The organism is Marisediminicola sp. LYQ134, assembly GCF_046599635.1.
In the GTDB taxonomy this organism is placed as follows: domain Bacteria; phylum Actinomycetota; class Actinomycetes; order Actinomycetales; family Microbacteriaceae; genus Marisediminicola.
The window spans coordinates 1537696-1560184 of the sequence record NZ_JBKIWP010000001.1 but is presented as its reverse complement, the minus strand read 5'-3'; the positions used below and the strand labels follow the sequence as shown (position 1 = coordinate 1560184).

Sequence of the window (22489 nt, the reverse complement as noted above, 5' to 3'; positions counted from 1 at the left end):
GGGAAATCGGGGCGATGGCGGCTCCGCTACTGTGAATCCATGCCTCGGAGAATCAGCCTCGCCGTCATCCCCGGAGACGGAATCGGGCCCGAAGTGGTCGCCGAAGCCCTCGCGGTGCTCGCGGCCGCGACGCCCGACGAGGTGTCGGTCGAGACGACCGAGTATCCGTTCGGCGCCCGCCACTATCTCGAGACGGGCGACATCCTCACGACGGGCGATCTCGAGGCTCTTGCCGCTCACGACGCCATCCTTCTCGGCGCCGTCGGGGGAGACCCCCGAGAACCGCGGCTCTCGGGCGGCATCATCGAGCGGGGTCTCCTCCTGAAGCTCAGGTTCGCGTTCGACCACTACGTCAACCTGCGGCCGACAGTGCTCTTCCCGTCGGTCGTCTCGCCGCTCGCCGACGCGGGCGACGTCGACTTCGTCGTCGTGCGCGAGGGCACCGAGGGTCCGTACGTCGGCAACGGCGGAGGCATCCGTGTCGGTACTCCGCACGAGATCGCCAACGAGGTGAGCGTCAACACCGCCTTCGGTGTCGAGCGCCTCGTGAGATTCGCCTTCCAGACCGCGCGCTCGCGTCGGGGCACGCTCACCCTCGTGCACAAGACCAACGTGCTCGTGCACGCGGGCGGTCTGTGGCAGCGCACCGTCGACGCCGTCTCGAGCGAGTTTCCGGATGTCGCGGTCGACTACCTCCATGTCGACGCCGCGACGATCTTCCTGGTGACCGATCCGTCGCGGTTCGACACGATCGTCACCGACAACCTCTTCGGCGACATCCTGACCGACCTCGCCGGCGCCATCAGCGGGGGGATCGGCCTCGCCGCGTCGGGCAACATCAACCCCGACGGCGCCTTTCCGAGCATGTTCGAACCGGTGCACGGCTCGGCCCCCGACATCGCCGGGAAGGGCATCGCCGATCCGACCGCCGCGATCCTGTCGGTTGCGATGCTCCTCGACCACCTCGAGCTGCCCGATGCCGCCGCGCAGGTGCGCGACGCCGTCACGAGCGACCTCGCCGCCCGCGGCCCCGGCGACCCCCGGCGCTCGACGAGCGAGATCGGCGCGGCGATCGTCGCAGCGCTCTCCGATCACCAGCTCACCCCGACCTCACCCGACACCTCGAGCGCGACCCACGGAGGCACCCCATGAGCGATGCGACGACTTTCCCCCTCACGTTCGAGCACGTCCCGTCGACGAGCGCGCGCGAGTCGGCGGAGCGCGAGGCGATCCTCGCCGACCCGGGCTTCGGCAAACACTTCACCGACCACATGGTGCAGATCGATTGGTCGGTCGACGCGGGGTGGCACGAGGCCCGCGTGACGCCGTACGGACCACTGCAACTCGACCCCGCGGCATCCGTTCTGCACTACGCCCAGGAGATCTTCGAGGGGCTCAAGGCCTACCGTCACGCGGATGACTCGATCTGGTCGTTCCGACCCGAGGCCAACGCCGCGCGACTGCGGCGATCGGCGACGAGGCTCGCCCTTCCCGAGCTCGCCGAGGCCGACTTCGTCGAGTCGCTCCGCCGCCTCGTGAGCATCGACTCGGCGTGGGTGCCGTCGGCGCCCGAGACGAGCCTCTACCTGCGCCCGTTCATGATCGCGACCGAGGCGTTCCTCGGGGTGCGCGCCGCCCAGAAGGTCGGCTACTACGTCATCGCGTCTCCCGCAGGCGCCTACTTCGCGACCGGGGTCACGCCCGTGTCGATCTGGATCTCCGATCACTACTCGCGAGCGGGTCGCGGCGGAATGGGCGCCGCGAAGACGGGCGGAAATTACGCGTCGTCGCTCCTGCCCCAGGCCGAGGCATACGAGCACGGGTGCGCCCAGGTGCTCTTCCTCGACTCGGAGGAGCAGACCTACATCGAGGAGCTCGGCGGCATGAACGTCGTGCTCGTCTACCGCGACGGCACCCTCGTGACACCGCAATCCGACAGCATCCTCGAGGGCATCACGCGCGACAGCGTGCTCGAGCTCGCCGAAGACCGCGGCCACCGTGTCGAGCGCCGCCGGGTGTCTCTCGCGGAGTGGCGCGACGGCGTCGCGAGCGGCGACATCACCGAGGTGTTCGCGTGCGGCACGGCCGCCGTCATCACGCCCATCGCTCAGCTCAAGGGCGACGGTGTCGAGATCGGGTCGGCGGATGCCGCGCCAGGTGAACTGACGATGTCGCTGCGCGACGAGCTCACCGACATCCAGTACGGCCGTCGCGACGACCCCCACGGGTGGATGACGCGACTCGCGTGAGCGCGGGTGCGGGCAGGGGCGTGGGCGAGCGCGCCCGCGCTGTGCCGTCGGGGGCCGCAGGGCCCAGGCGATAGTCTCGACACCGTGAAGATCGCGCGATTCAGCACCGGTGGAGACCCTCGTTACGGAATCGTCGACGATGACGCCCTCGTGGTGCTCGCCGGTGACCCGATGTTCAGCGGCTTCGACACCACGGGTGAGAGGGTGCCGCTGAGCGAGGCGAAACTGCTCGCGCCGGTGATCCCGCGCTCGAAGGTCATCTGCGTAGGGCTCAACTACGCCGATCATAAGAGCGACATGGGCGACATCGGCCCGACCAACCCGCTCATCTTTCTCAAACCCAACACCGCGGTCGTCGGCCCCGGCGACACCATCGTCATCCCTCCCGTCGAGGGTCGCATCGTGCACGAGGGTGAACTCGTCGTCGTGATCGGCTCGATCGCGAAGCAGGTGAAGGCCGAGGACTACGCGAGCGTCGTGTTCGGCTACACGATCGGCAACGACGTCTCGGCGCGCGACGTCATGTTCGCCGACGGTCAGTGGGCGAGGGCGAAGGGCTACGACACCTTCGCGCCCATCGGGCCGTGGATCGAGACCGACCTCGACGCCCAGAACGTCGCGATCACGACCTTCGTCGACGGCGAGCAGCGCCGCGCGGGGTCGACCGCCGACATGATCCACACGATCCCCGAGATCATCGAGTTCGCCTCCGACGTCTTCACCCTCCTGCCCGGTGACATCATCATGACCGGAACTCCCGCCGGGCTCGGCGGTTTCACCGACGGTCAGACCGTCGACATCACGATCGAGGGCATCGGCACGCTCTCGAACCCCGCACGCAACCGCTGATCGTGGCTGCGCGCGCTCGCGCTCTCGCCCCCGGTCTCGCCGTCGCCGGGGCGGGGGCTCTGCTCGCGGCCATCGTCGCGCTCGCCCTTCCCGTGGTGCCGCTCCTCACGGCCGCCGTCGTGCTCGGCATCGTCGTGGGGCAGCTCCCCGCCGCGAAGCCGCTGCTCGACGGGCCGCTCGCGCCGGGTATCCGCTTCGCCTCGAAGACCCTCATGAGGGTCGGAATCGTGCTGCTCGGATTCAGACTGAGCCTCGTCGACATCGCCGATCTCGGTGTCGTCGCGGTTCTCGCGATCGTCGCGCTCGTGGTCGCGACGTTCTTCGCGACGTGGGGGTTCGGGCGCGCGATGCGGCTACCCGGCGACGAGCCGCTCCTCATCGCCGCCGGATTCTCCATCTGCGGGGCATCGGCGATCGGCGCGATGGGGGCCGCGACGCGCAGTGACGCCCGACAGCAGGCGACCCCCGTGGCTCTCGTGACCCTGTGCGGCACCCTCGCGATCGCGGTGCTGCCGCTCGCCGGCTCTCTCGTGGGTCTCGACCCCGAGCAGTTCGGGCGCTGGGTCGGCGCGAGCGTGCACGACGTCGGCCAGGTCGTCGCGACAGCCCAGACCGCGGGGGCGGCCGCTCTCGCGATCGCCGTCGTCGTCAAACTCACGCGCGTGCTCATGCTCGCGCCGATGGTCGCGATCGCGACGACGGCGCTGCGTGTGCGCGATCGTCGGGCGGATGCCGCGGGCACGCCTCGCGAGGGCGTGACCGGCCGCGCACCGATCGTGCCCCTCTTCGTGGTCGGGTTTCTCGCGGCCGTGCTCGTCAACACCCTCGTGCCGCTGCCGACTCCGATGCTCGAGGTCGTAGACGGCGTGCAGGTGATCGTGCTCGCGGCCGCACTCGTGGCGCTCGGTTCGGCGGTGAGGATCGCGACCCTCGTGCGCACGGGCTGGCGAGCGCTCGTGGTCGGGCTCGCCTCGTGGGCGTTCATCGCGTCGGCCGCGCTCGCCCTCGTGACGCTCGGGTCGTGAGGCCCGGGACGGTCGGGTCGCTCGGGTCGCTCGGGTCGTGACCCGCGGGGCTCTCGAGGGTCGGCCCTCTAGAATCGGGGAGCCATGTCTGACACCTCCGCTCCCGCCCTTTTCACCACTGCGACCGGAAGCGACGTGCGCGTGCGTTTCTGCCCGTCGCCGACGGGAACGCCTCACGTGGGGCTCATCCGCACCGCCCTCTTCAACTGGGCGTACGCGCGGCACACCGGGGGCAAGCTCATCTTCCGCATCGAAGACACCGATGCCGCGCGCGACAGCGAGGAGAGCTACGCGCAGATTATCGAGGGCCTCCGCTGGCTCGGTCTCGATTGGGACGAGGGCGTCGACGTCGGTGGCCCTCACGGCCCCTACCGCCAGTCGCAGCGCTCCGACATCTACTCGCAGATCATCGAGAAGCTGCGTGCGAGCGGGCACCTCTACGAGAGCTTCGCGACGGGCGAGGAGATCGAGGCGCGCAACGTCGCCGCCGGTCGCGACCCCAAGCAGGGCTACGACAACTTCGAGCGCGAGCTCACCGCCGAGCAGCGCGAGGCCTACCGCGCCGAGGGCCGCGCTCCGGCGCTCAGGCTCCGGGTGCCCGACACCGAATTGAGCTTCGACGACCTCGTGCGCGGCGAGATCACCTTTCCCGCCGGGAGCTTCACCGACTTCGTCGTCGTGAGGCCCAGCGGTGCACCGCTCTACACGTTCGTGAACCCCGTCGACGACGCGCTCATGGGGGTCACCCACGTGTTGCGCGGCGAAGACCTGCTCTCGTCGACCCCGCGTCAGATCGCGCTCTATCACGCGCTCATCGAGATCGGCGTGGCCACGGCGATCCCGCGCTTCGGGCACCTCCCCACCGTCACGGGCGAGGGCAACAAGAAGCTCAGCAAGCGCAACCCCGAGTCGAACCTCTTCCACCACCGCGACCGCGGTTTCGTGCCCGAGGGCCTCATCAACTACCTCGCGCTGCTCGGCTGGTCGCTCACCCACGATCGCGACGTCTTCACGATCGACGAGATGATCGCCGCGTTCGACGTCGCCGATGTGAACCCGAACCCCGCGCGCTTCGACCTCGCGAAAGCCGAGTCGATCAACGGCGACCACATCCGGATGCTCCCGGTCGACGAGTTCGCGCGCCGCCTCACGCCCTACCTCGCCGGCATCGCGGAGTCGCCGCGCGACGACGCGACGATTCTCGCCGCGGCGCCTCTCGTGCAGGAGCGCATGCAGCTTCTCAGCGAAGCGCCGGGGCTGCTCGCCTTTCTCTTCACCGCAGACGACGACATCGTGTGGGAAGCCGACGCGATGCCCAAGGGTGACGTCAGGCCGACCCTCGACGCCGCGCTCACCGCACTGAGCGGTCTCGACGAGTGGACGACCGAGAGCACCGAGGCGGCATTGCGCACGGCCCTCATCGACGAGCTCGGGCTCAAGCCCCGCCTCGCGTTCGGCCCCGTGCGCACCGCGATCTCGGGGCGCCGCATCAGCCCGCCCCTTTTCGAGTCCCTCGAACTGCTCGGCCGCGAGTCGTCGCTGCGCCGGATCGAGAGGTTCGCGGCGTCGCTATGAGCGAGGTGAGCACCGCCGGGGTCGACGCCCCGATCAGCGACGTCGCGATCATCGGGGCCGGTCCCGCGGGTCTGAGTGCCGCACTCAACCTCGTGCGCGCGCGTCGACGCCTCGTCGTGATCGACAGCAACCGTCCGCGCAACGCCGCGACGTTCCACTCGCACGGCTTCATCACGCGCGACGGCGTCTCGCCCCTCGAGCTGCGGCGCCTCGGTCGCGAGGAGCTCGAGGCCTACCCGAACTACGAGTTCCACCAGTCGATGGTCGTCTCGATCGATCGGGCGGATGACGCCTTCGAGGTCTCGACGAAGGGCCCGGGCTTCACGAAGGCGGTCTACCGCGCGCGCTCCGTCGTCATCACGACCGGGCTCACCGAGATCATGCCCGCGCTCCCGACCCTGCGCGCGTTCTACGGCACGAGCATCCACAGCTGCATCGAGTGCGACGGCTGGGAGGAGCGCGACAAACCGATCGCCGTCATCGGCGAGACCGACGACCTCGCCTCGAGGGCCCTCCTCGTCTCCCAGTGGAGCGACGACGTCATCGTGTTTACGAACGGCGTCGGCGAGATCACGGCGGCGGATGGGGCGGGTCTCCTGAAGCGGGGCATCCGCGTCGACCGGCGCCCCCTCGCCGACGTCGAGGGCGACCAGACCGGACTCACGGGCGTGCGCCTCGCCGACGGTGAGGTCGTGCCGCGCACGGCGGCGTTCGTGCGGCCGCGGTATGCCCCGAAACTCGAGTACGCGGCATCCCTCGGGCTCGAGGTCGATGACCTGGGCCTCCTCGTCGTCGACGCGCGGGGGCGCACGACCGTGCCCGGCGTCTACGCCGCGGGCGATTCGACACCGCCGGGACCCCAGCAGCTCATCGTCGCCGCGGGTGCGGGAGCACGCGTCGCGTCGGCTCTCAACGAAGACCTCCTCGGCGCGCTCTGACCGATTTCGGCGTGCGACTGCGGCGGGTGCGAGCGACCAGCGAGCGGCGTTCGTGCGCCCGAGTATGACTCGGCTCCGCTCGTAGGCTAAAGTGGACTGTCGTCCCGATTCCGGTCGGAAACGGTGGGGTATGGTGTAATTGGCAACACGGAAGATTCTGATTCTTTTGTTCTTGGTTCGAGTCCAGGTACCCCAGCACTGAAACACACGAGGCTCCGCCGCTCCGCTCTGGGAGCCTGCAATCATCGCCTCCGCCTCCGCCCCCGACGTCGTGTCGGAGCGTGACTCTGCCGCTCACGCTCGCCTGGTCGGCCGTGCTCATCGCAGTCTTCGGATCACTCACGATGTGGAGGTATCGCGACGCCCGGTGAGGCCCGCCCGCCGATTCCCGGCGGTTGTCGAGCGGGTTCGCAGGAGAGCGAGTTGCGTGTTTAGGTAAGCCTAAGCTAACGTCTCGATACGTGAGCAGCGAACGCGTCCCCACCGGCATCCGCGGCCGTGCGCTCACTCTCGATTACGAGAAGACCGACGTCGTGCACGACGCGAGCATCAGCTTCGAGGCGGGAACGGTCACGGCCCTCGTCGGGCCCAACGGGAGCGGCAAGTCGACCCTCCTGCGTGCTGTCGCGCGACTGCACGCCCCGCGACTCGGCGGCGTGCAGCTCGACGACGACACCGACGCCCTCCTCCTCGCGCGCGGCGACTTCGCGCGCCGCGTCACCCTCCTCGCTCAGACACGGCCTCCGGCCACGGGCATCACCGTGCGCGACGTCGTCGAGTTCGGCAGGCACCCGCACCGTGGCCGTTGGCGCGGGGGAGACCCCGGTGGCGCGGCGGCGATCGAGCACGCGATGACCGTCACGGGCGTCCACGAGTTCGCGGGCCGTGCGATCGACCGGCTCTCGGGCGGTCAGATGCAGAGGGTCTGGCTCGCGAGCTGCCTCGCGCAAGAGACCGGAGTGCTCCTGCTCGACGAGCCCACGACGTTCCTCGACCTCCGCTACCAGGTCGAGATCCTCGACCTCGTGCGCGAACTCTCCGACGACCACGGCGTCACGATCGGCGTCGTGCTCCACGACCTCGACCAGGCCGCGTCCGTCGCCGACACCGTCGTGCTGCTCGCCGACGGCGCGATCGTCGCGACGGGGGCCGCCGCCGACGTCTTCACCCCCGAGCGCCTCAGCGACGTCTACGGCATCCGCATCGACGTCGACCACGATCCCCTCACCGGCGGCTTGCGCACTCGCGCGATCGGCCGCCACCACTCACGACACGAAAGAACACCCACACCGCGATGATCACCTCACCCTTGAAGTCAGCAGCACGCCGCAGAACCCTCACCGCGCTCGTCGCGGCGGCATCCGTCACTCTCGCCCTCGCCGCCTGCGGCACCACCGAGTCGACCACCGACGAGGATGCCGCGGTGAGCGGCGGCCCCATCACGATCACCGACGCCCGCGGTGTCGATGTCGAACTCGACGGACCCGCGACGCGCGTCGTCGGCACCGAGTGGAACGTCGTCGAGCACCTCGTGTCGCTCGGTGTCATGCCCGTCGGGGCTGCGGACGTCGAGGGCTACTCCGCGTGGGTCACCTCCGAGCCGCTCGACGGCGACGTCGAAGACATCGGCACGCGCGGCGAGCCGAGCATCGACACGATCGCGAGCCTCGACCCCGACCTCGTCGTCGCCACGAGCGACCTCCCCGAAGCCGCGATCGCGCAGCTCGAGGAGATCGTCCCCGTGATCGTCATCACCTCGGCAGACGCGAGCGCGCAGATCGAGCGGATGTATGACAACACGCGCATGATCGCCGAAGCGACGGGCACGAGCGACGTCGCCGACGAGGTGCTCGCGGGCTTCGAGACGGCGGTCGCCGACGGTGCCGCCGCCATCGAGGACGCCGGTCTCGAGGGGGCGCCCGTCGCGTTCTCCGACGCGTACGTCGCGGGCGGTGCTGTCTCGATCCGGCCGTACGTCGAGGGTTCTCTCATCGCGTCGGTCAACGAGGAGCTCGGCCTCACGATGCCGTGGGACCTCGAGGGCGACCCGGCATACGGTCTCGCCGCAACCGACGTCGAAGGCCTCACGGCGCTGCCCGACGACGTGAACTTCGTCTACATCACCAACGGGTCCGAAGAAGACGACGCCTACGCGTCGACCCTCGCGGGCAACGCCGTGTGGGAGTCCCTCCCGTTCGTCGAAGCGGGCGACGTCACGAGGCTCCCCGACGGCATCTGGATGTTCGGCGGCGCCTCGTCGATGGAGGTCTACATCGACTCCCTCGTCGACGCCCTCAGCTGACCCGCCGAGCCGCCGACCCGCACCCCGCCGACCCCGTGAATCAGACCGCGCTCGCCCCGAGATCCGCCGTGCCCGAGGGGCGCACGGACCCGGGGCGACGCGTCGGTTGGGGAGTGCCTGCGCTCGCGGCCGGCCTCATCGCGGCGATCGCCGTCATCGCCGCGGTGCACCTGACCCAGGGCACCGCGGCGGTCGGCGCGGCAGACCTCCTCGCGCTTCTCGGCGGGCGCGCTGCCGACGGCTCGGATGACGCGGCCGCGGTCCTCGTGGCGTCGCGGGCACCGCGACTCGTCGCCGGACTACTCGTCGGGTTCGCCCTCGGGGCTGCGGGGGCGGCGATGCAATCGGTCTCCCGCAACATCCTCGCCTCGCCGGACACCCTCGCGGTCAACGCGGGAGCCCACCTCGCGATCGTCGCGGTCGCGGCGTTCGGCATCAGCCTCCCCGTGATCCCCACGGGTCTCGTCGCCTTCGCCGGTGGCCTTCTCGCGGCGGCCCTCGTTCTCGGGCTCTCCTCGGGTGGCAGCGGTCCCGTGCGGCTCGTGCTCGCCGGGTCGGCGATCGCCCTCGGGCTCTCGGCCGTCACGAGCATGCTGCTCCTTCTCTTCGCGCAAGACACCGTCGGCCTGTTCTCGTGGGGGAGCGGCAGCCTCGCGCAGATCGGCATCGCCGCCGCCCGGAGCATGGCCCCCGTCATCGTCGTCGCCGTCATCGTGCTCCTCCTGCTCGGCCGCCGACTCGACATCCTCGGTCTCGGCGACGACGCCGCGCGTGTCGTCGGAGTCAACCCGCGGATGACGCGCATCCTCACGGTCGTGGTCGCGGTGCTGCTCGCGGCCGCGGCGGTCACGATCGCGGGCCCGATCGGTTTCGTCGGGCTGTGTGCGCCCGCGATCATGCGGCTCCTCGCTCCCCGCATCCGCGGGCTGCACCGCCACCGCGCACTCATTCCGCTCGCGGGGCTCGCGGGGGTCGCGATCGTGCTCGGGGCCGACGTGCTCCTGCGCGTGTTCGTCGGGAGCGACCGCAGTGTCGCCGTGCCCACGGGCGTCGTGACGACGATGCTCGGAGCGGTGTTCCTCACCGCGCTCGCGTGGCGAATGCGCGACACCGGGGCGACCTCGACCGCGGCGGGGCTCACGCGCGTGCGATCGGTGCGGCGCTACCTCGTGACCCTCGTCGTCGCCGTCGTGCTCCTCGTGGCCCTCGTGGTCGCCTCGAGCCTGCTCGGTGACGCCAAGCTGCTGCTCGGCGACGTCGCCAACTGGATCACGGGGCAGGCGGGCACGGGGGTGACATTCATCCTCGACACCCGGATGCCTCGCGTGCTCGCCGCGGTGCTCGCGGGCGCCGCGCTCGCGCTCGCGGGAGCGCTCGTGCAAGCGGTGTCGCGCAACGCCCTCGCCGAACCGGGCATCCTCGGCGTCGTCGGGGGAGCGGGGCTCGCCGCGATCGCCGTCATCACGATCGTGCCGCTCGCGAGCGCGTGGCTCGTCACGGGAGCGGCCCTCGTCGGTGCCGTCGTCGCCGCGTCGATCGTGTTCGGGCTCGCCGCGCGCGGGGGTCTCGCGCAGAACCGCCTCGTGCTCATCGGAATCGCGGTCTCGGCCGCGAGCCTCGCGATGATCACGCTCCTCGTCGTGCTCACCGACCCCTTCAACAGCACGAAAGCCCTCACGTGGCTCGCGGGGTCGACCTACGGACGCTCGTTCGCCGCGATCGCCCCCGTCGCGATCGCGATCGTCGTCGCGATCCCCCTGCTCGTCGCGAGCCGCCGCGACCTCGACCTGCTCGCGCTCGACGACGAGACACCGCGACTCGCGGGCATCGACGTCTCCCGAGCGCGCTTCGCTCTCCTGTGCGTCGCGGTCGTGCTCACGGCCACCGCGGTCGCGTCGGTGGGGGTCATCTCGTTCGTGGGACTCGTGGCCCCGCACGCCGCGCGCGCTCTCGTCGGCGGGCGACACTCGCGCATCCTCCCCGTCGCCGCCATCCTCGGCGGGCTCCTCGTGTGCGTCGCGGATGTCGTCGGCCGCACGGTCATCGCCCCCGACCAGTTGCCCGCCGGTCTCGTGACCGCGCTCGTCGGGGCGCCGTACTTCGCGTGGGTGCTGTGGCGCTCGCGAGCGGGAGCATCGAGGCTCGTCTGATCGCGTCGGCGAAACCGCCTACCCTGAGGTAATGCCTGCGCCACGCTCCGCTCCGTGGTGGCGCCGCACCCGCCGAGACTCCGTTCCTCGCGCCGACCGCCCGCGCCTCTCGCGCGACGTCTACGTGCTCGGCGTCATCGCGTTCTTCGTCATGGTCGGCTTCGGAGTCGTCATCCCCGTGCTCCCCGTCTACGCCCGCAGTTTCGGTGTCGGCTACGTCGAGGTCGGGGCGGTCGTCTCGGCGTTCGCCCTCATGAGGCTCTTCGCGAGCCCCGTGGTCGGCCGGATGATCGACGCGCTCGGAGAGCGCAGTGTGCTCTCGATCGGCATCGGAATCGTCGCGGTGTCGAGCGGACTCGTCGGCATCGCCCAGGACTACCCGCAGTTGCTCATCCTCCGCGGGGTCGGCGGCATCGGTTCGGCGATGTTCAGCGTCGCCGCGATGACGCTGCTGCTCGGTTCGACGGCCCCGACGATGCGGGCTCGCGCGGTCGGCTTCTATCAGGGCGGGTTCCTCATCGGCGGGATGGCGGGGCCCGCGATCGGCGGGCTCCTCGCCACCATCTCGCTCCAGGCACCGTTCTTCTTCTACGCCGCGACCCTCGCGGTCGCGGGGGCCGTCGGTGCGGTGCTGCTGAGGTCGGGAGCGAAGCCGACGGCGGATGACGCGGCGGCCGTTCGCGTGCCGCTGCGCGTCGTGGCACGCGACCGCCGTTTCCAGACCGCGTGCGCCGCGAATTTCGCGCAGGGCTGGACCTCCTTCGGTGTGCGCGGAGCCCTCGTTCCGCTCTTCATCGTCGAAGTCCTGCGCAACCCGACCGCCGCGACGGGCGTCGCCTTCGCGATCGCCGCGGTCGCGCAGACGGTCGCCCTCGCCCCTGCCGCTCGCTTCGTCGACACGGTCGGTCGAAAGCCCGCCGTCATCGGGGGTTTCGCTCTCGCCGCCGCAGCCGTCGCGGCCGTTCCGTTCTCGAACGACATCGTCATGCTCACGGTGCTCCTGAGCGTCTACGGGGTCGCCGCCGCGTTCATGGGCACGGCGCCGGCCGCTCTCGTCGGAGACGCCGTCGCGGGTCGCGGGGGCAGGCCCGCCGCGGTGTTCTCGATGTTCTCGGATGTCGGTGCGATCGTCGGTCCGATCGCCGCGGGCCTCCTCGCCGATTCGGTCTCCTACGGCGCCGCGTTCTCCGTCGGTGCGGTGTTCCTCCTCGCGGTCGCGCTTCTCGCGATCACGATTCCGCGCCCCGCCGATCGATCGAGCGAACACTAGCGCCGACATCGCCCGAGCGCATCTCGTTTCGGTAACGGTTGGGCCGCGCAGAGGGGCGCTAATGGCCGGGCGCCATCCTCGATCCGTCGATACGACCACTGGCATCGGGGGAGCTGCGCGACCGCGGATTCCCTGTTCCGCCGAGGATGCAAGGGGTGGTTCGGCCATCACGCTCTCGGTATGGTCAGTGGCTGGTCGCCCCGTCGGGCGGCTCGACTGACGCTGATACATAACCGATGTGACGAGGTGCGCTATGTGGGAATTCCTGAGTGAGCGCTTCGACCAGATAGCGTTCGCGTCGCTGCAGCACTTCAGCCTCGTGGTGCAGTGTGTGATCCTCGCCACGGTCATCGCCGTGGCGATCGCCGCCCTGGTGTACCGCAGCCCCCGGTTGAGTGCGCTCACCAACGGCATCTCGGCGATCGGGCTCACGATCCCCGCGTTCGCCCTCATCGGGTTGCTCGTCACCCCGCTCGGGTTCGGCGTCGCTCCCGCGGTCGCCGTGTGCACGTTCTTCGCCGTGTTGCCGATCCTGCGCAACGCGATCGTCGGGTTCACCGGCGTCGACCCCGCGATCGTCGAATCCGCGCGCGGCATCGGGATGGGGCGTGTCCGCGCGTTCTTCCAGATCGAGCTGCCCCTCGCGTGGCCCGTCATCCTCGGGGGCATCCGTGTCTCGGCGCAGCTCGTCATGGGCATCGCCGCCGTCGCCGCGTTCGTTCTCGGTCCGGGCCTCGGCGGGCTCATCTTCTCCGGCCTCTCCCGACTCGGCGGAGCCAACTCCCTCGAGTCCGTGCTCACCGCCGTCATCGGCGTCGTGCTGCTCGCTCTCGTGCTCGACCTCATCCTCGTCGGCATCGGCCGACTGACCACTTCGCGAGGTATCCGTGTCTGAAACACCCACCGTCACCGCCGACCGCTCCGACTCCGCAGGCGAACCCGCGGGCGTGAGCGGAAAGTCGATCCTGCTCGACAAGGTCACCAAGAGGTACCCCGGGCAATCGGGGGCCGCAGTCGACGGCCTGACGCTCGAGATCCCCGCGGGCAAGATCGTCATGCTCGTCGGGCCGTCCGGTTGCGGCAAGACCACGACGCTCAAGATGATCAACCGCCTCATCGAGCCGACCGACGGTCGCATCGTCCTCGGCGACGAAGACGTCACGAGCATCGACGGCGACGAGTTGCGCCGCCGGATCGGATACGTCATCCAGGCCGGCGGACTCTTTCCGCACATGACCGTCGCCGCGAACATCGCCATCGTGCCGAAGATGCTCGGGTGGAAGCCCGACCGTATCGCGGCTCGCGTCGACGAGCTGCTCAATCTCGTGTCTCTCGACCCCGCCGCCTACCGCGACCGGTACCCGAAAGAACTCTCGGGTGGTCAGCAACAGCGTGTCGGTGTCGCGCGCGCCCTCGCCGCCGACCCTCCCGTGTTGCTGATGGACGAGCCTTTCGGCGCGGTCGACCCGATCACGCGACAGCGACTGCAAGACGAGCTCATTCGGATTCAGGAGGAGCTGCAGAAGACGATCATCATCGTCACCCACGACTTCGACGAGGCGGTGAAGCTCGGCGACTGGATCGTCGTCTTCACCGACGGGGCGCAGATCGTGCAGTACGACACCCCCGAGCGCATCCTCGCCGAGCCGGCGAACGAGTTCGTCGAGAACTTCATCGGCTCCGGTGCCGGACTCAAGCAACTCACTCTCCAGCGTGTCGAAGGGGTCGAACTCGCCGACGCGATCACCGCGAAACCCGGCGACGACCCGCGGGCGGTGCTCGGGGCGATCGAACAGGCCGGACACAATCACGTCGTCGTTCTCGACGAGCGTGACCGCCCGATCCAGTGGCTGAGCCGTCGGCAGCTCAATCGACTCGACTCCATCGACTCGACCCCCGACCCGCGCCTTCCCGTCGTCGGGCGTCGCGCGACCCTCAACGACGCCCTCGACGAGATGCTCGTCTCGAGTGCGGGGGCCGCGCTCGTCACGGGCAAACGCGATGCGTTCATCGGTGTCATCAACGTCGAGACGGTCATGACCGCGATCACGGCCGCGAGAGAAGCGGCCTCGACGGCGGCATCAGCGCCTGTCGGCACCAACACCGGACCCATCGGCGGTGTCGCGAGCCGCGGCACCGACGAGCACGCTCCCCGCACCCCCGCTGGGGGGCCAACCGCAGTGTCGGGTGGCGACACCCGTGAGTGAGGTCACGGCGGTCGAGACCAAGGCGGATGCCGCGCCGCCCACGGTCTCGTGGCGCAGCCTCATCGCCCAGCCGATCGGCATCCTCGTCGTGCTCGGCGGCTTCCTGGCCTGGCTTTCTTTCGCGCCGCTCACCGCGACGGAGCGCACGACACTCGACCCCGGCGCCCTCTGGAGTGCGACGGTCGAGCATCTCGCGCTGACGTTCACGGCGGCGGTCATCGTGCTCGCGATCGCCATTCCGCTCGGCATCCTGCTCACGAGGTCGGCGCTCCGCAAGTTCGTTCCTCCCGTGCTCGTCGTCGCCAACTTCGGTCAGGCCGCTCCCGCTCTGGGGCTCCTCGTGCTTCTCGCGATCTTCATCGCCTCCGGTTTCTGGGCGTCGATCACGGCTCTCGTGCTCTACGCCGCTCTCCCGGTTCTGCGCAACACGATGATCGGAATCAGCGGCGTCGATGCTCGGCTCGTCGAAGCCGGGCGCGGAATGGGCATGAGTTCCACGTCGGTGCTGTTCCGCATCGAGCTGCCCCTCGCCGTGCCCGTGATGCTCGCGGGCATCCGCACCGCGCTCGTCCTACTCGTCGGAACCGCGGCGCTCGCCGCGTTCGTCAACGGCGGTGGGCTCGGGCTTCTCATCACGACGGGCGTCAACCTGTACCTCACGAGTGTGCTCGTGTCTGGCGCCCTCCTCATCGCACTCCTCGCGCTCGCGATCGACTGGGTCGGCCGCGTCGTCGAGTTCGTCGCTCGCCCGAAGGGCCTGTGATGTCGCGTCGCAACCCCAGAAAGTCTCGAATGTCGTCTTTCCGTCGTCCCCTCCTCGCCACGATCGTCGCCGGCACCGCTCTGACCGCTCTCGCGGGCTGCGGACTGCAGCCCGCGACGGCATACGTTCCGCCCGTCGGCCCCGGTTCGATCGAGGAACTCGATCTGCCCGACGACGCGAGCATCACGATCACGTCGAAGAACTTCACCGAGCAACTGATCCTCGGCAAGATCGCGGTCATCGCGGCGTCGGCGGCGGGTTTCGAGGTCGAGGACCTCACGAACGTGCCCGGCAGCGTGCCGGTGCGGGAACTCATGCTCTCCGGCGACGCCGACATGACGTGGGAGTACACCGGAACCGCCTGGCTCACCTTCCTGGCAGAGGAGGAGGGGATCCCCGACCAGCAGGAGCAGTACGAAGCGGTGCGCGATGCGGACGCCGAGAACGGGCTCACCTGGTTGCCCACGGCTCCGCTCAACAACACGTACGCGATGGCGGTGCGAACCGAAGCGGTCGAAGAACTCGACGGCGTCGCGACGCTCTCGGATGTCGCGGCTCTGCCCGTGGAGGACCGCACCTTCTGTGTCGAGCCCGAGTTCAACTCTCGTGCCGACGGAATGAGCCCGATGCTCGAGGCCTACGATCTCGAGCGCGGTTCCGACGACGGCGTGCCCGAGTCGAACATCGGGATCTTCGACACGGGCGCTGTCTACACGGCGACCGATCGCGGCACCTGCAACTTCGGCGAGGTCTTCACGACCGACGGCCGCATCGATCAGCTCGACCTCACGGTTCTCGAAGACGACCGCGGTTTCTTCCCGGCGTACAACGTCGCCGCCGTTCTCGCGACCGAGACTCTCGAGGAGTACCCCGAGCTCGAGCAGGTCTTCGGTCAGATCTCCCCCGAGATCACGGACGAGACCCTCCGCGAACTCAACCTCAGAGTCGACTCGGCGGGCGAGGAGCCGGCGGATGTCGCACTCGACTTCATGCTCGACCGCGGGTTCGTCACCGAACCCTGAGCGCTAGAGGTCGAGTGAGCTTCCGGGCTCGAGGGCGAAGAACTCTCCGCCCCCCTTCTCTGTCGCGGCCTTGATGCGGTCGTTCGATATGCCCTTGCCCGCGACCGAGAGAACCATCTCGTGCACCGCGAAGCTGCGCCGCGGGGCGATCGCCTCGACGTAGTCGATGACCTCGCCGATCTTGAGCCAGGGTGCACCCGCCGGAACCGCGAGGGTCGGGATGTCGACACCCTCGGGGATGAAGAAGGAGTCTCCCGCGTAGTAGAGCTCGCCGTCGACGAGGACGCCGACGTTGTCGACGAGCGGGATGGAACGGTGGATCTCCGCGTGGGTTCCGCCGAAGAACCGCAGCGAAAACGGCCCGGCCTCGATCTCGTCACCCGCGGCGACCACGGTCACGTCGACGTCGTCACCTGCGGCGGCGGCGACTCCGGCGGGGCCGTAGATCGTCGCTCCGCTGTTGACGTCGAGGATGCGACGCAACTGCTCGGGAGTCCAGTGGTCGGGGTGCTCGTGGGTGATGACGATGGCCGTCACGCCGCGAGCATCCGACAGGGGAGTCGTGAACATGCCGGGGTCGACGATGAGCGACTGACCCGACTTCTCGAGAACGAGGCAGGAGTGTTCGTGCTTGGTGACCTTCATGCGTCGAGCCTACGCTCGCCGAGTCGCGTGCGACGGCAGCGCGGTCACTCGCTCGGTTTGGTCGGCCGCTTGCGCGTGTGGCATACTCGTGGAGTTGTCCACTTTCGGCCCCATCGTATAGTGGCCTAGTACGCCGCCCTCTCACGGCGGTAACACGGGTTCGAATCCCGTTGGGGTCACCACAAACCCGGATATCGCACCGTACTGAACGAAGTACCGTGTCGATCTCCGGGTTTTTTGGCGTCCGGAGCCGCGAATCGCGCGAGGGCAAGCCCCCGGTCTCACCGAGGTCGTCGTGACACGATGGTGTCTCGACCAGCAGTGAGGACACGATCATGAGCGACACCACCGACTCGACCCCCGCGAGCCACGACGACGAGGGCACCCCGAAGCCCGGCGGCGTGGGCGACGACAAGACCATCCCCGACTCCGACGACGGACTCGCGGTGAGCGTCACCGAAGAAGACACCCACTTCAACGCCGAAGAAGACCCCGAGGCCTGACCCGAGGCATCCCTCGGCTGCCGCCGCTCACCGCCCCGACGCGTCGACCGGACGATTGTTGATAACTTTGCCTCAATCCATCCGGTCGACGTGATCGGGGCCGTTCGAGTTGATCGGGCCAGGGGCGGCGTGAGCGGGGGTGACGTGAGCGAGAACGAGACGGTCCGTTTCGCCGCGGGCGCCGCGACGGCCGCATTCGAGTTCGGCGGTTCGAGCGATCGCGGCTCGGTGAGGCGCATCAACGAAGACAGCTTCCTCGCGCGCCCGCCCGTGTTCGTCGTCGCCGACGGCATGGGCGGCCACTCGCACGGCGACCGCGCGAGCCAGACCGCGATCGCCGTGTTCTCCCGCCGCTTCGGCGACGCCGCCCCCGCGCGGCCCGACGACGTGCTCGCGGCCATCCGCGAGGCCAACGACGACGTGCTCGCGCTCGCCGGATCGGGCGAGTCGCTTTCGGGAACGACCCTCGCGGGCGTCGCCTTCGTCGCGGTGAGCCCCGCGGGCGGCTACCACTGGATGGCCTTCAACGTCGGGGACTCCCGCGTCTACCGCTGGGACGGCCGCAGCCTCACCCAGTTGAGCGTCGACCACTCGGTCGTGCAAGAGCTCGTCGACGCGGGGGTGCTCTCGCGCGGCGAAGCCGAGCGGCACCCCGACCGCAACGTCGTGACGCGCGCCCTCGGAGCGGACTCCGACGTCGACCCCGACATCTGGCTCCTGCCCGCCGACGGGCGGCAGACGTTCCTCATCTGCTCCGACGGCCTCACGAAAGAGCTGAGCGACGACGAGATCGCGCGCATCATCGTCTTCCACGCGACGCTGAGCCTCGGAGACGAGCTCGCGATGTCGCTGAGCGAGCGGCTCGTGAGGGCCGCGGTCGCGGCGGGCGGATCCGACAACGTCACGGCCGTCGTCGTCGAAGCGGATGTCGCGAACATCCGTGCCGACCCGACCGCCGACGACGGCGCCGACGACGACACGATCGACCGACGGGGCGTCTCTCGACACCTCGAGGACACGAGCCCGAGGAGATGAGCGCGTGAGCGTGCACTATGCCGCAGCCGAAGCCGAAGGGTGGTTCGGGGTGATCCGTGACGGCCTCGCGGTCGTCTTCGACGTCGAGCCCGGGCCGGCCGTCGTCGACGCCGCCTGGTCGGCGATCACTGGGGAGAGCGCCCTGCCCGCACTCCTCGACCTCCTCACCCGGGACGGCCTCTCGGCGACCCCGCCCTTCGCGGTCGTCGACTGGACCGCGTCGACGCGCGAGATCCGGGCGATCGTGCGGGGAGGCGTCACCCTCGACGTCACCGATGACGAGGGCGCCCACGACACCCTCTCGGGTGCCGGAGCGGCGACCTGGATCGAGCGGCACTTCTCGTCTGTGCGGTCCGCGACCCTCACGGTGGATGCCGCGACCGTCGCGTCGTCGTCTCCGCTGCTGCCCGTCACCGCGGGCGCCGTCGTCGCGGCGTCGCTCTCGATCGAGCTCGCGGTGTCGGAGCAGGGCGCGCCCGCGGTGGCGCCGGTGCCCGAGCCGGCGCCAGCCGAGCCGCTGCCAGTCGAGCCGCTGCCAGAGGAATCGGTGCCCGACGAGTCGACCCTGGCCGCGACACCGTCGTCCGACGGGGACGGCGACGATGATGACGATGTCTCGGGCGACACGGTCGTGCGGCCGCGACGCAACGCCGCCGCTGCTCCCGCTCCGACGAGCGCCGACCTCGCGAGCGCCGCTCTCGCGAGCGCGGATCTGCCGAACGCAGACCCGCCCGCCGCCCCCGAGGCTGAGCCCGCCACGGTTCCGCTCGCGGGCGACCACGACGGCGAGACGATCATGACGAGCGACATCGCGGCCCTCCGGGGTCGCCGTCGCGAGGCGGCGGCCACGGGATCGCCCGCGGTCCTCGCTCAGCCCCGGGTCTCGGTGCGCCTGCCCGACGGCTCACGCGAGTCGCTCACGCAACCCGTTCTCGTGGGGCGTGCGCCGAGCGTCTCGAAGGTCTCGGGCGGGTCGCTTCCGCGTCTCGTGTCGCTCGGCACGGGCGATCAGGACATCTCGCGCAACCACGCCCAGGTCGCTCTCGAGGGCGACACCATCGTCGTGACCGACCTCCACTCGCGCAACGGCACCTTCGTGGTGCTTCCGGGCAAGTCGCCGCAGAAACTGCGTGCGGGGGAGCCCACCCCTGTCATCGTGGGCACGATCATCGACCTGGGCGGCGGCATCTCGCTCACGGTGGACGAGGACTGATGCGCCGCCCCGCATCCCAGCCTCCCGCGCTGCCCGGATACACCTTCGTGAGCGTGCTCGGCTCGGGCGGTTTCTCCGACGTCTACCTCTACGAGCAGCAGCTCCCCAAGCGTCGTGTCGCCGTCAAAGTGCTCCTCGCCGACGAGATCTCCGGGGCGGACCGCGCGGCGTTCGTGGGCGAGGCCAACCTCATGGCCCAGCTCTCGACGCATCCGTACATCGTGTCGATCTACCACGCCGACGTCGCGAGCGACGACCGGCCCTACTTCGTCATGGAGTACTGCTCCGGCCCGAGTCTCGCCGAGCGCTACAAACAGCAGACCTTCGCCGTCGCCGACGCGCTGCGCACGGGCGTGCGTCTCTCGAGCGCCATCGCGACGGCGCACTCGGCGGGCATCCTCCACCGTGACATCAAGCCGGCCAACGTGCTCACGAACGACTACGGGTGGCCGGCCCTCACCGACTTCGGCATATCCTCGGCCGTCGAGGACGACTCTCTGCAGGCCCACACGGGCACGCTCAGCGAACTCATCGACGAGAGCGGCGCGACGGGAACGGGCTCGATCGGCATGTCGGTGCCCTGGTCGCCCCCCGAGATGTTCGAAGACGACCCCAAGCCGGATGTGCGCTCCGACGTGTTCTCGCTCGCCGCCACGATCTACACGATCATCGCCGGGCAGACCCCGTTCGAGGTGCGCGGTCGCTCGAACGGCACCCTCGATCTGATCGGACGCATCGAGCGCGGCGCCGTCACCCCGATCTCGCGCACCGACGTTCCCCGCTCGCTCGTCGCCGTGCTGCAGAAGGGTATGGCGACCGATCGAGCGCAGCGATTCGAGTCGGCGATCGATTTCGCGCGGGCCCTCCAGCGCGTCGAGCTCGAGCTCGGATACTCCCCGACGCCGATCGACGTTCCGAACCTCGACGTCGTCGCCGATGAGCGCGTCGAGGGGGGAGACGACCCCGACGCCACTCGAGCCCGATCCGTCGCGACCATCGAGGCGCAACCGAAGGCTCCGCTGACCCCGGGGGATTCGCCGGCTCCCGTGATCCCCCCTCCGAGTGCGGATGCCGCAGAGACCGTGGCGCGCCGGTCGACGAGTATCGAGGCGCAACCGAGCACGCCCGCTCCCGACGAGACGGTCGTGCGGCCGCGCACCCGCGAGACGACGGGGCGCGCCTCGACCCAGTCCGCCTCGACCAATGCCGCGTCGACGCAGGGTGCCTTGACGTATGACACCTCAACCGACGCTGCGGCTACCGGCGCTGCCGCGACATCCGGTTCCGTCGCCGACGAGACCGTCGTTCGGCCCGCGCGCACCGAGCGGACCGCTGCCGACCCGCCCGCGGCCGCGGTCGGGGCTGCGGGGGAGGCGTCCGCAGCGGAGGCACCCGCGGGGTCAGGCGATGCTGTCGCCTCCCGACCGCGGAGTCTGACGGCGTGGATCGCGGGTGCCGCTGCCGCGGCGATCGCGATCGCGGTCGTCGTGAGCCTCGTCGTCTTCGGCCCGCCCGCGGGCCCCGACACCGCGACGAGTCCGAGCGCGCCCGCGGGCGGACCCGCCGTGCTCGACACCATCCCCGCTCCCGAGCTCGAGGGTGCAGAAGACGAGGGCGACAGTCTCGTCTTCACCGTCTCCAACCCCGACGCCGAGGAGGGCGACACCATCCGGTGGGCCCGCTTGCCGCAGGTCTCGACCGACCCGCCGCGCACGACCGACGACGGGGTCATTACGATCGACCCCTGGGCGGGCGAGCGCGTGTGCATCGAGGCGAGCATCATCCGCGACGGTCGATCGTCGGCCAACCCCCTCGAGGCGTGCTACCCCGAGTAGTCTCCGGGGGCGGCCGGGGCCTCCACGCTCGGCCCGACCGGTACCTCGACGATCAGGAAGTGATTCTCGTGACAACCACACCCCTCGCGACGGTCAAGCCGTTGAAGGTCGAGTTCTGCGGAGAGTGGCACGACGTCGTTCATCCGGCCGACTTCCACGTCGGCCGGGAGTCCGACCTCGTGATCGACGACAACCCCTACTTGCACCGGCGGTTCCTGCGCATCTACGAGGACTTCGGCATGTGGTGGCTCGGAAACGTCGGCAACCTGCTCTCGGCGACGGTCACCGACGCCACGGGGCAAGTGCAAGCCTGGCTCGCTCCCGGGGCGAGGCTCCCGATCGTCTTCGAGAAAATGATCGTGCTCTTCAGTGCGGGGTCGACGACCTACGAGTTCACCATCCACTCGGCCGAGGACTACTACAACACCTCGACCGCGATGGCCGGCTCGGGCGGGTCGACGACGATCGAACCCGTGCCACTCACGAGCTCGCAGCGCTTGCTCATCGTCTCGCTCGCCGAACACGTGCTGCGCCAGTCGTCTCCCGGGCGCGGGGAGATCCCGACCTCCGCCGAGGCGGCGGCGCGGTTGCACTGGTCGATGACGACCTTCAACCGCAAGCTCGACAACGTGTGCGAGAAGCTCGACAAGATCGGTGTCGCGGGGCTGCGCGGAGCCAAGGGCAAACTCGCGACCAACCGTCGACTGCGCCTCGTGGAATACGCCGTCGCCACGCGGCTCGTCGGGCCCGACGACCTCTACTTGCTCGATCGCAACGACCTCGACAACCGGGATCTCGACGCGAACGGGTGAAACCGGCGGGCGCCGCCCCTCTCGGGGGCCACGCTCCGCGCCGCCGTTCTGTTAGCTTGGTCACCGACCGGCCCGCGGGGGTGTGCATCGCGGCCG

20 protein-coding genes and 2 tRNA genes are annotated in these 22489 nt (G+C 69.8%); 21 read left to right on the top strand and 1 reads right to left on the bottom strand.

Annotation, left to right across the window (positions count from 1 at the left end; all coding sequences use genetic code 11):
- Window positions 1–39 precede the first annotated feature (39 nt).
- From ACLHIH_RS07500 to ACLHIH_RS07430, 15 genes are all read left to right on the top strand, one after another.
- Window positions 40–1152 (top strand): 3-isopropylmalate dehydrogenase, encoded by a 1113-nt coding sequence (locus ACLHIH_RS07500; protein ID WP_411316088.1) that lies wholly within the window; start codon window positions 40–42, stop codon window positions 1150–1152.
- On the top strand, window positions 1149–2249 hold the full coding sequence (locus tag ACLHIH_RS07495; protein WP_411316087.1) for a branched-chain amino acid aminotransferase: 1101 nt from the start codon (window positions 1149–1151) through the stop codon (window positions 2247–2249). Before ACLHIH_RS07500 ends, ACLHIH_RS07495 begins: the two co-directional genes overlap by 4 nt.
- 84 nt (window positions 2250–2333) lie before the next feature.
- Window positions 2334–3098, top strand: coding sequence for a fumarylacetoacetate hydrolase family protein (locus ACLHIH_RS07490; protein ID WP_411316086.1), 765 nt, complete (start codon window positions 2334–2336; stop codon window positions 3096–3098).
- Window positions 3099–3100: 2 nt separating this feature from the next.
- Window positions 3101–4123, top strand: coding sequence for a YeiH family protein (locus ACLHIH_RS07485; protein WP_411316085.1), 1023 nt, complete (start codon window positions 3101–3103; stop codon window positions 4121–4123).
- 84 nt (window positions 4124–4207) lie between these two features.
- A complete protein-coding gene (gene gltX, locus ACLHIH_RS07480; protein WP_411316084.1) occupies window positions 4208–5698 on the top strand; it encodes a glutamate--tRNA ligase in 1491 nt (496 codons plus the stop codon).
- Complete coding sequence (locus tag ACLHIH_RS07475) at window positions 5695–6636, top strand: NAD(P)/FAD-dependent oxidoreductase (protein WP_411316083.1); 942 nt, start codon at window positions 5695–5697, stop codon at window positions 6634–6636. The genes gltX and ACLHIH_RS07475 overlap by 4 nt, the downstream gene beginning before the upstream one ends.
- A 124-nt stretch (window positions 6637–6760) precedes the next feature.
- A tRNA-Gln gene (locus tag ACLHIH_RS07470) sits at window positions 6761–6832 on the top strand.
- A gap of 265 nt (window positions 6833–7097) precedes the next feature.
- Window positions 7098–7934, top strand: a complete 837-nt coding sequence (locus ACLHIH_RS07465; RefSeq protein WP_411316082.1) for an ABC transporter ATP-binding protein — start codon at window positions 7098–7100, stop codon at window positions 7932–7934.
- An 11-nt stretch (window positions 7935–7945) separates the two neighbouring features.
- Window positions 7946–8938, top strand: coding sequence for an ABC transporter substrate-binding protein (locus tag ACLHIH_RS07460; RefSeq protein WP_411316080.1), 993 nt, complete (start codon window positions 7946–7948; stop codon window positions 8936–8938).
- 35 nt (window positions 8939–8973) lie between these two features.
- A complete protein-coding gene (locus ACLHIH_RS07455; protein WP_411316079.1) occupies window positions 8974–11088 on the top strand; it encodes an iron ABC transporter permease in 2115 nt (704 codons plus the stop codon).
- Window positions 11089–11119: 31 nt separating this feature from the next.
- Window positions 11120–12358: an MFS transporter gene (locus tag ACLHIH_RS07450; RefSeq protein ID WP_411316077.1), complete on the top strand. Its 1239-nt coding sequence runs from the start codon at window positions 11120–11122 to the stop codon at window positions 12356–12358.
- A gap of 253 nt (window positions 12359–12611) precedes the next feature.
- Entirely contained in the window at window positions 12612–13253 is a 642-nt protein-coding gene (locus ACLHIH_RS07445; protein ID WP_411316076.1) for an ABC transporter permease, read from the top strand.
- Window positions 13246–14565 (top strand): ABC transporter ATP-binding protein, encoded by a 1320-nt coding sequence (locus ACLHIH_RS07440; protein WP_411316075.1) that lies wholly within the window; start codon window positions 13246–13248, stop codon window positions 14563–14565. Before ACLHIH_RS07445 ends, ACLHIH_RS07440 begins: the two co-directional genes overlap by 8 nt.
- Window positions 14558–15328 (top strand): ABC transporter permease, encoded by a 771-nt coding sequence (locus ACLHIH_RS07435; protein ID WP_411316074.1) that lies wholly within the window; start codon window positions 14558–14560, stop codon window positions 15326–15328. Before ACLHIH_RS07440 ends, ACLHIH_RS07435 begins: the two co-directional genes overlap by 8 nt.
- Before the next feature lie 29 nt (window positions 15329–15357).
- Window positions 15358–16350, top strand: coding sequence for a glycine betaine ABC transporter substrate-binding protein (locus tag ACLHIH_RS07430; RefSeq protein WP_411316073.1), 993 nt, complete (start codon window positions 15358–15360; stop codon window positions 16348–16350).
- 3 nt (window positions 16351–16353) lie between these two features.
- On the opposite strand, the gene ACLHIH_RS07425 is transcribed toward ACLHIH_RS07430, so the two are convergent.
- Window positions 16354–16995, bottom strand: coding sequence for an MBL fold metallo-hydrolase (locus tag ACLHIH_RS07425; protein WP_411316072.1), 642 nt, complete (start codon window positions 16993–16995; stop codon window positions 16354–16356).
- Between the two features lie 106 nt (window positions 16996–17101).
- Between ACLHIH_RS07425 and ACLHIH_RS07420 the strand changes: the two genes are divergently transcribed.
- The 6 genes from ACLHIH_RS07420 (at window position 17102) to ACLHIH_RS07395 (ending at window position 22393) form a co-directional block, all read left to right on the top strand.
- Window positions 17102–17177 (top strand) — tRNA-Glu (locus ACLHIH_RS07420).
- A gap of 153 nt (window positions 17178–17330) precedes the next feature.
- A complete protein-coding gene (locus ACLHIH_RS07415) occupies window positions 17331–17498 on the top strand; it encodes a hypothetical protein (RefSeq protein ID WP_411316070.1) in 168 nt (55 codons plus the stop codon).
- Window positions 17499–17627: 129 nt separating this feature from the next.
- Window positions 17628–18533, top strand: a complete 906-nt coding sequence (locus tag ACLHIH_RS07410; protein WP_411316068.1) for a PP2C family protein-serine/threonine phosphatase — start codon at window positions 17628–17630, stop codon at window positions 18531–18533.
- A gap of 4 nt (window positions 18534–18537) precedes the next feature.
- Window positions 18538–19746 carry an FHA domain-containing protein gene (locus tag ACLHIH_RS07405; RefSeq protein ID WP_411316066.1) on the top strand — a complete coding sequence of 403 codons (1209 nt, stop codon included), beginning with the start codon at window positions 18538–18540 and terminating at the stop codon, window positions 19744–19746.
- Window positions 19746–21581, top strand: a complete 1836-nt coding sequence (locus ACLHIH_RS07400; protein ID WP_411316064.1) for a protein kinase domain-containing protein — start codon at window positions 19746–19748, stop codon at window positions 21579–21581. The genes ACLHIH_RS07405 and ACLHIH_RS07400 overlap by 1 nt, the downstream gene beginning before the upstream one ends.
- A gap of 68 nt (window positions 21582–21649) precedes the next feature.
- Window positions 21650–22393, top strand: coding sequence for a hypothetical protein (locus tag ACLHIH_RS07395; RefSeq protein ID WP_411316062.1), 744 nt, complete (start codon window positions 21650–21652; stop codon window positions 22391–22393).
- The last annotated feature ends 96 nt before the right edge of the window (window positions 22394–22489 follow it).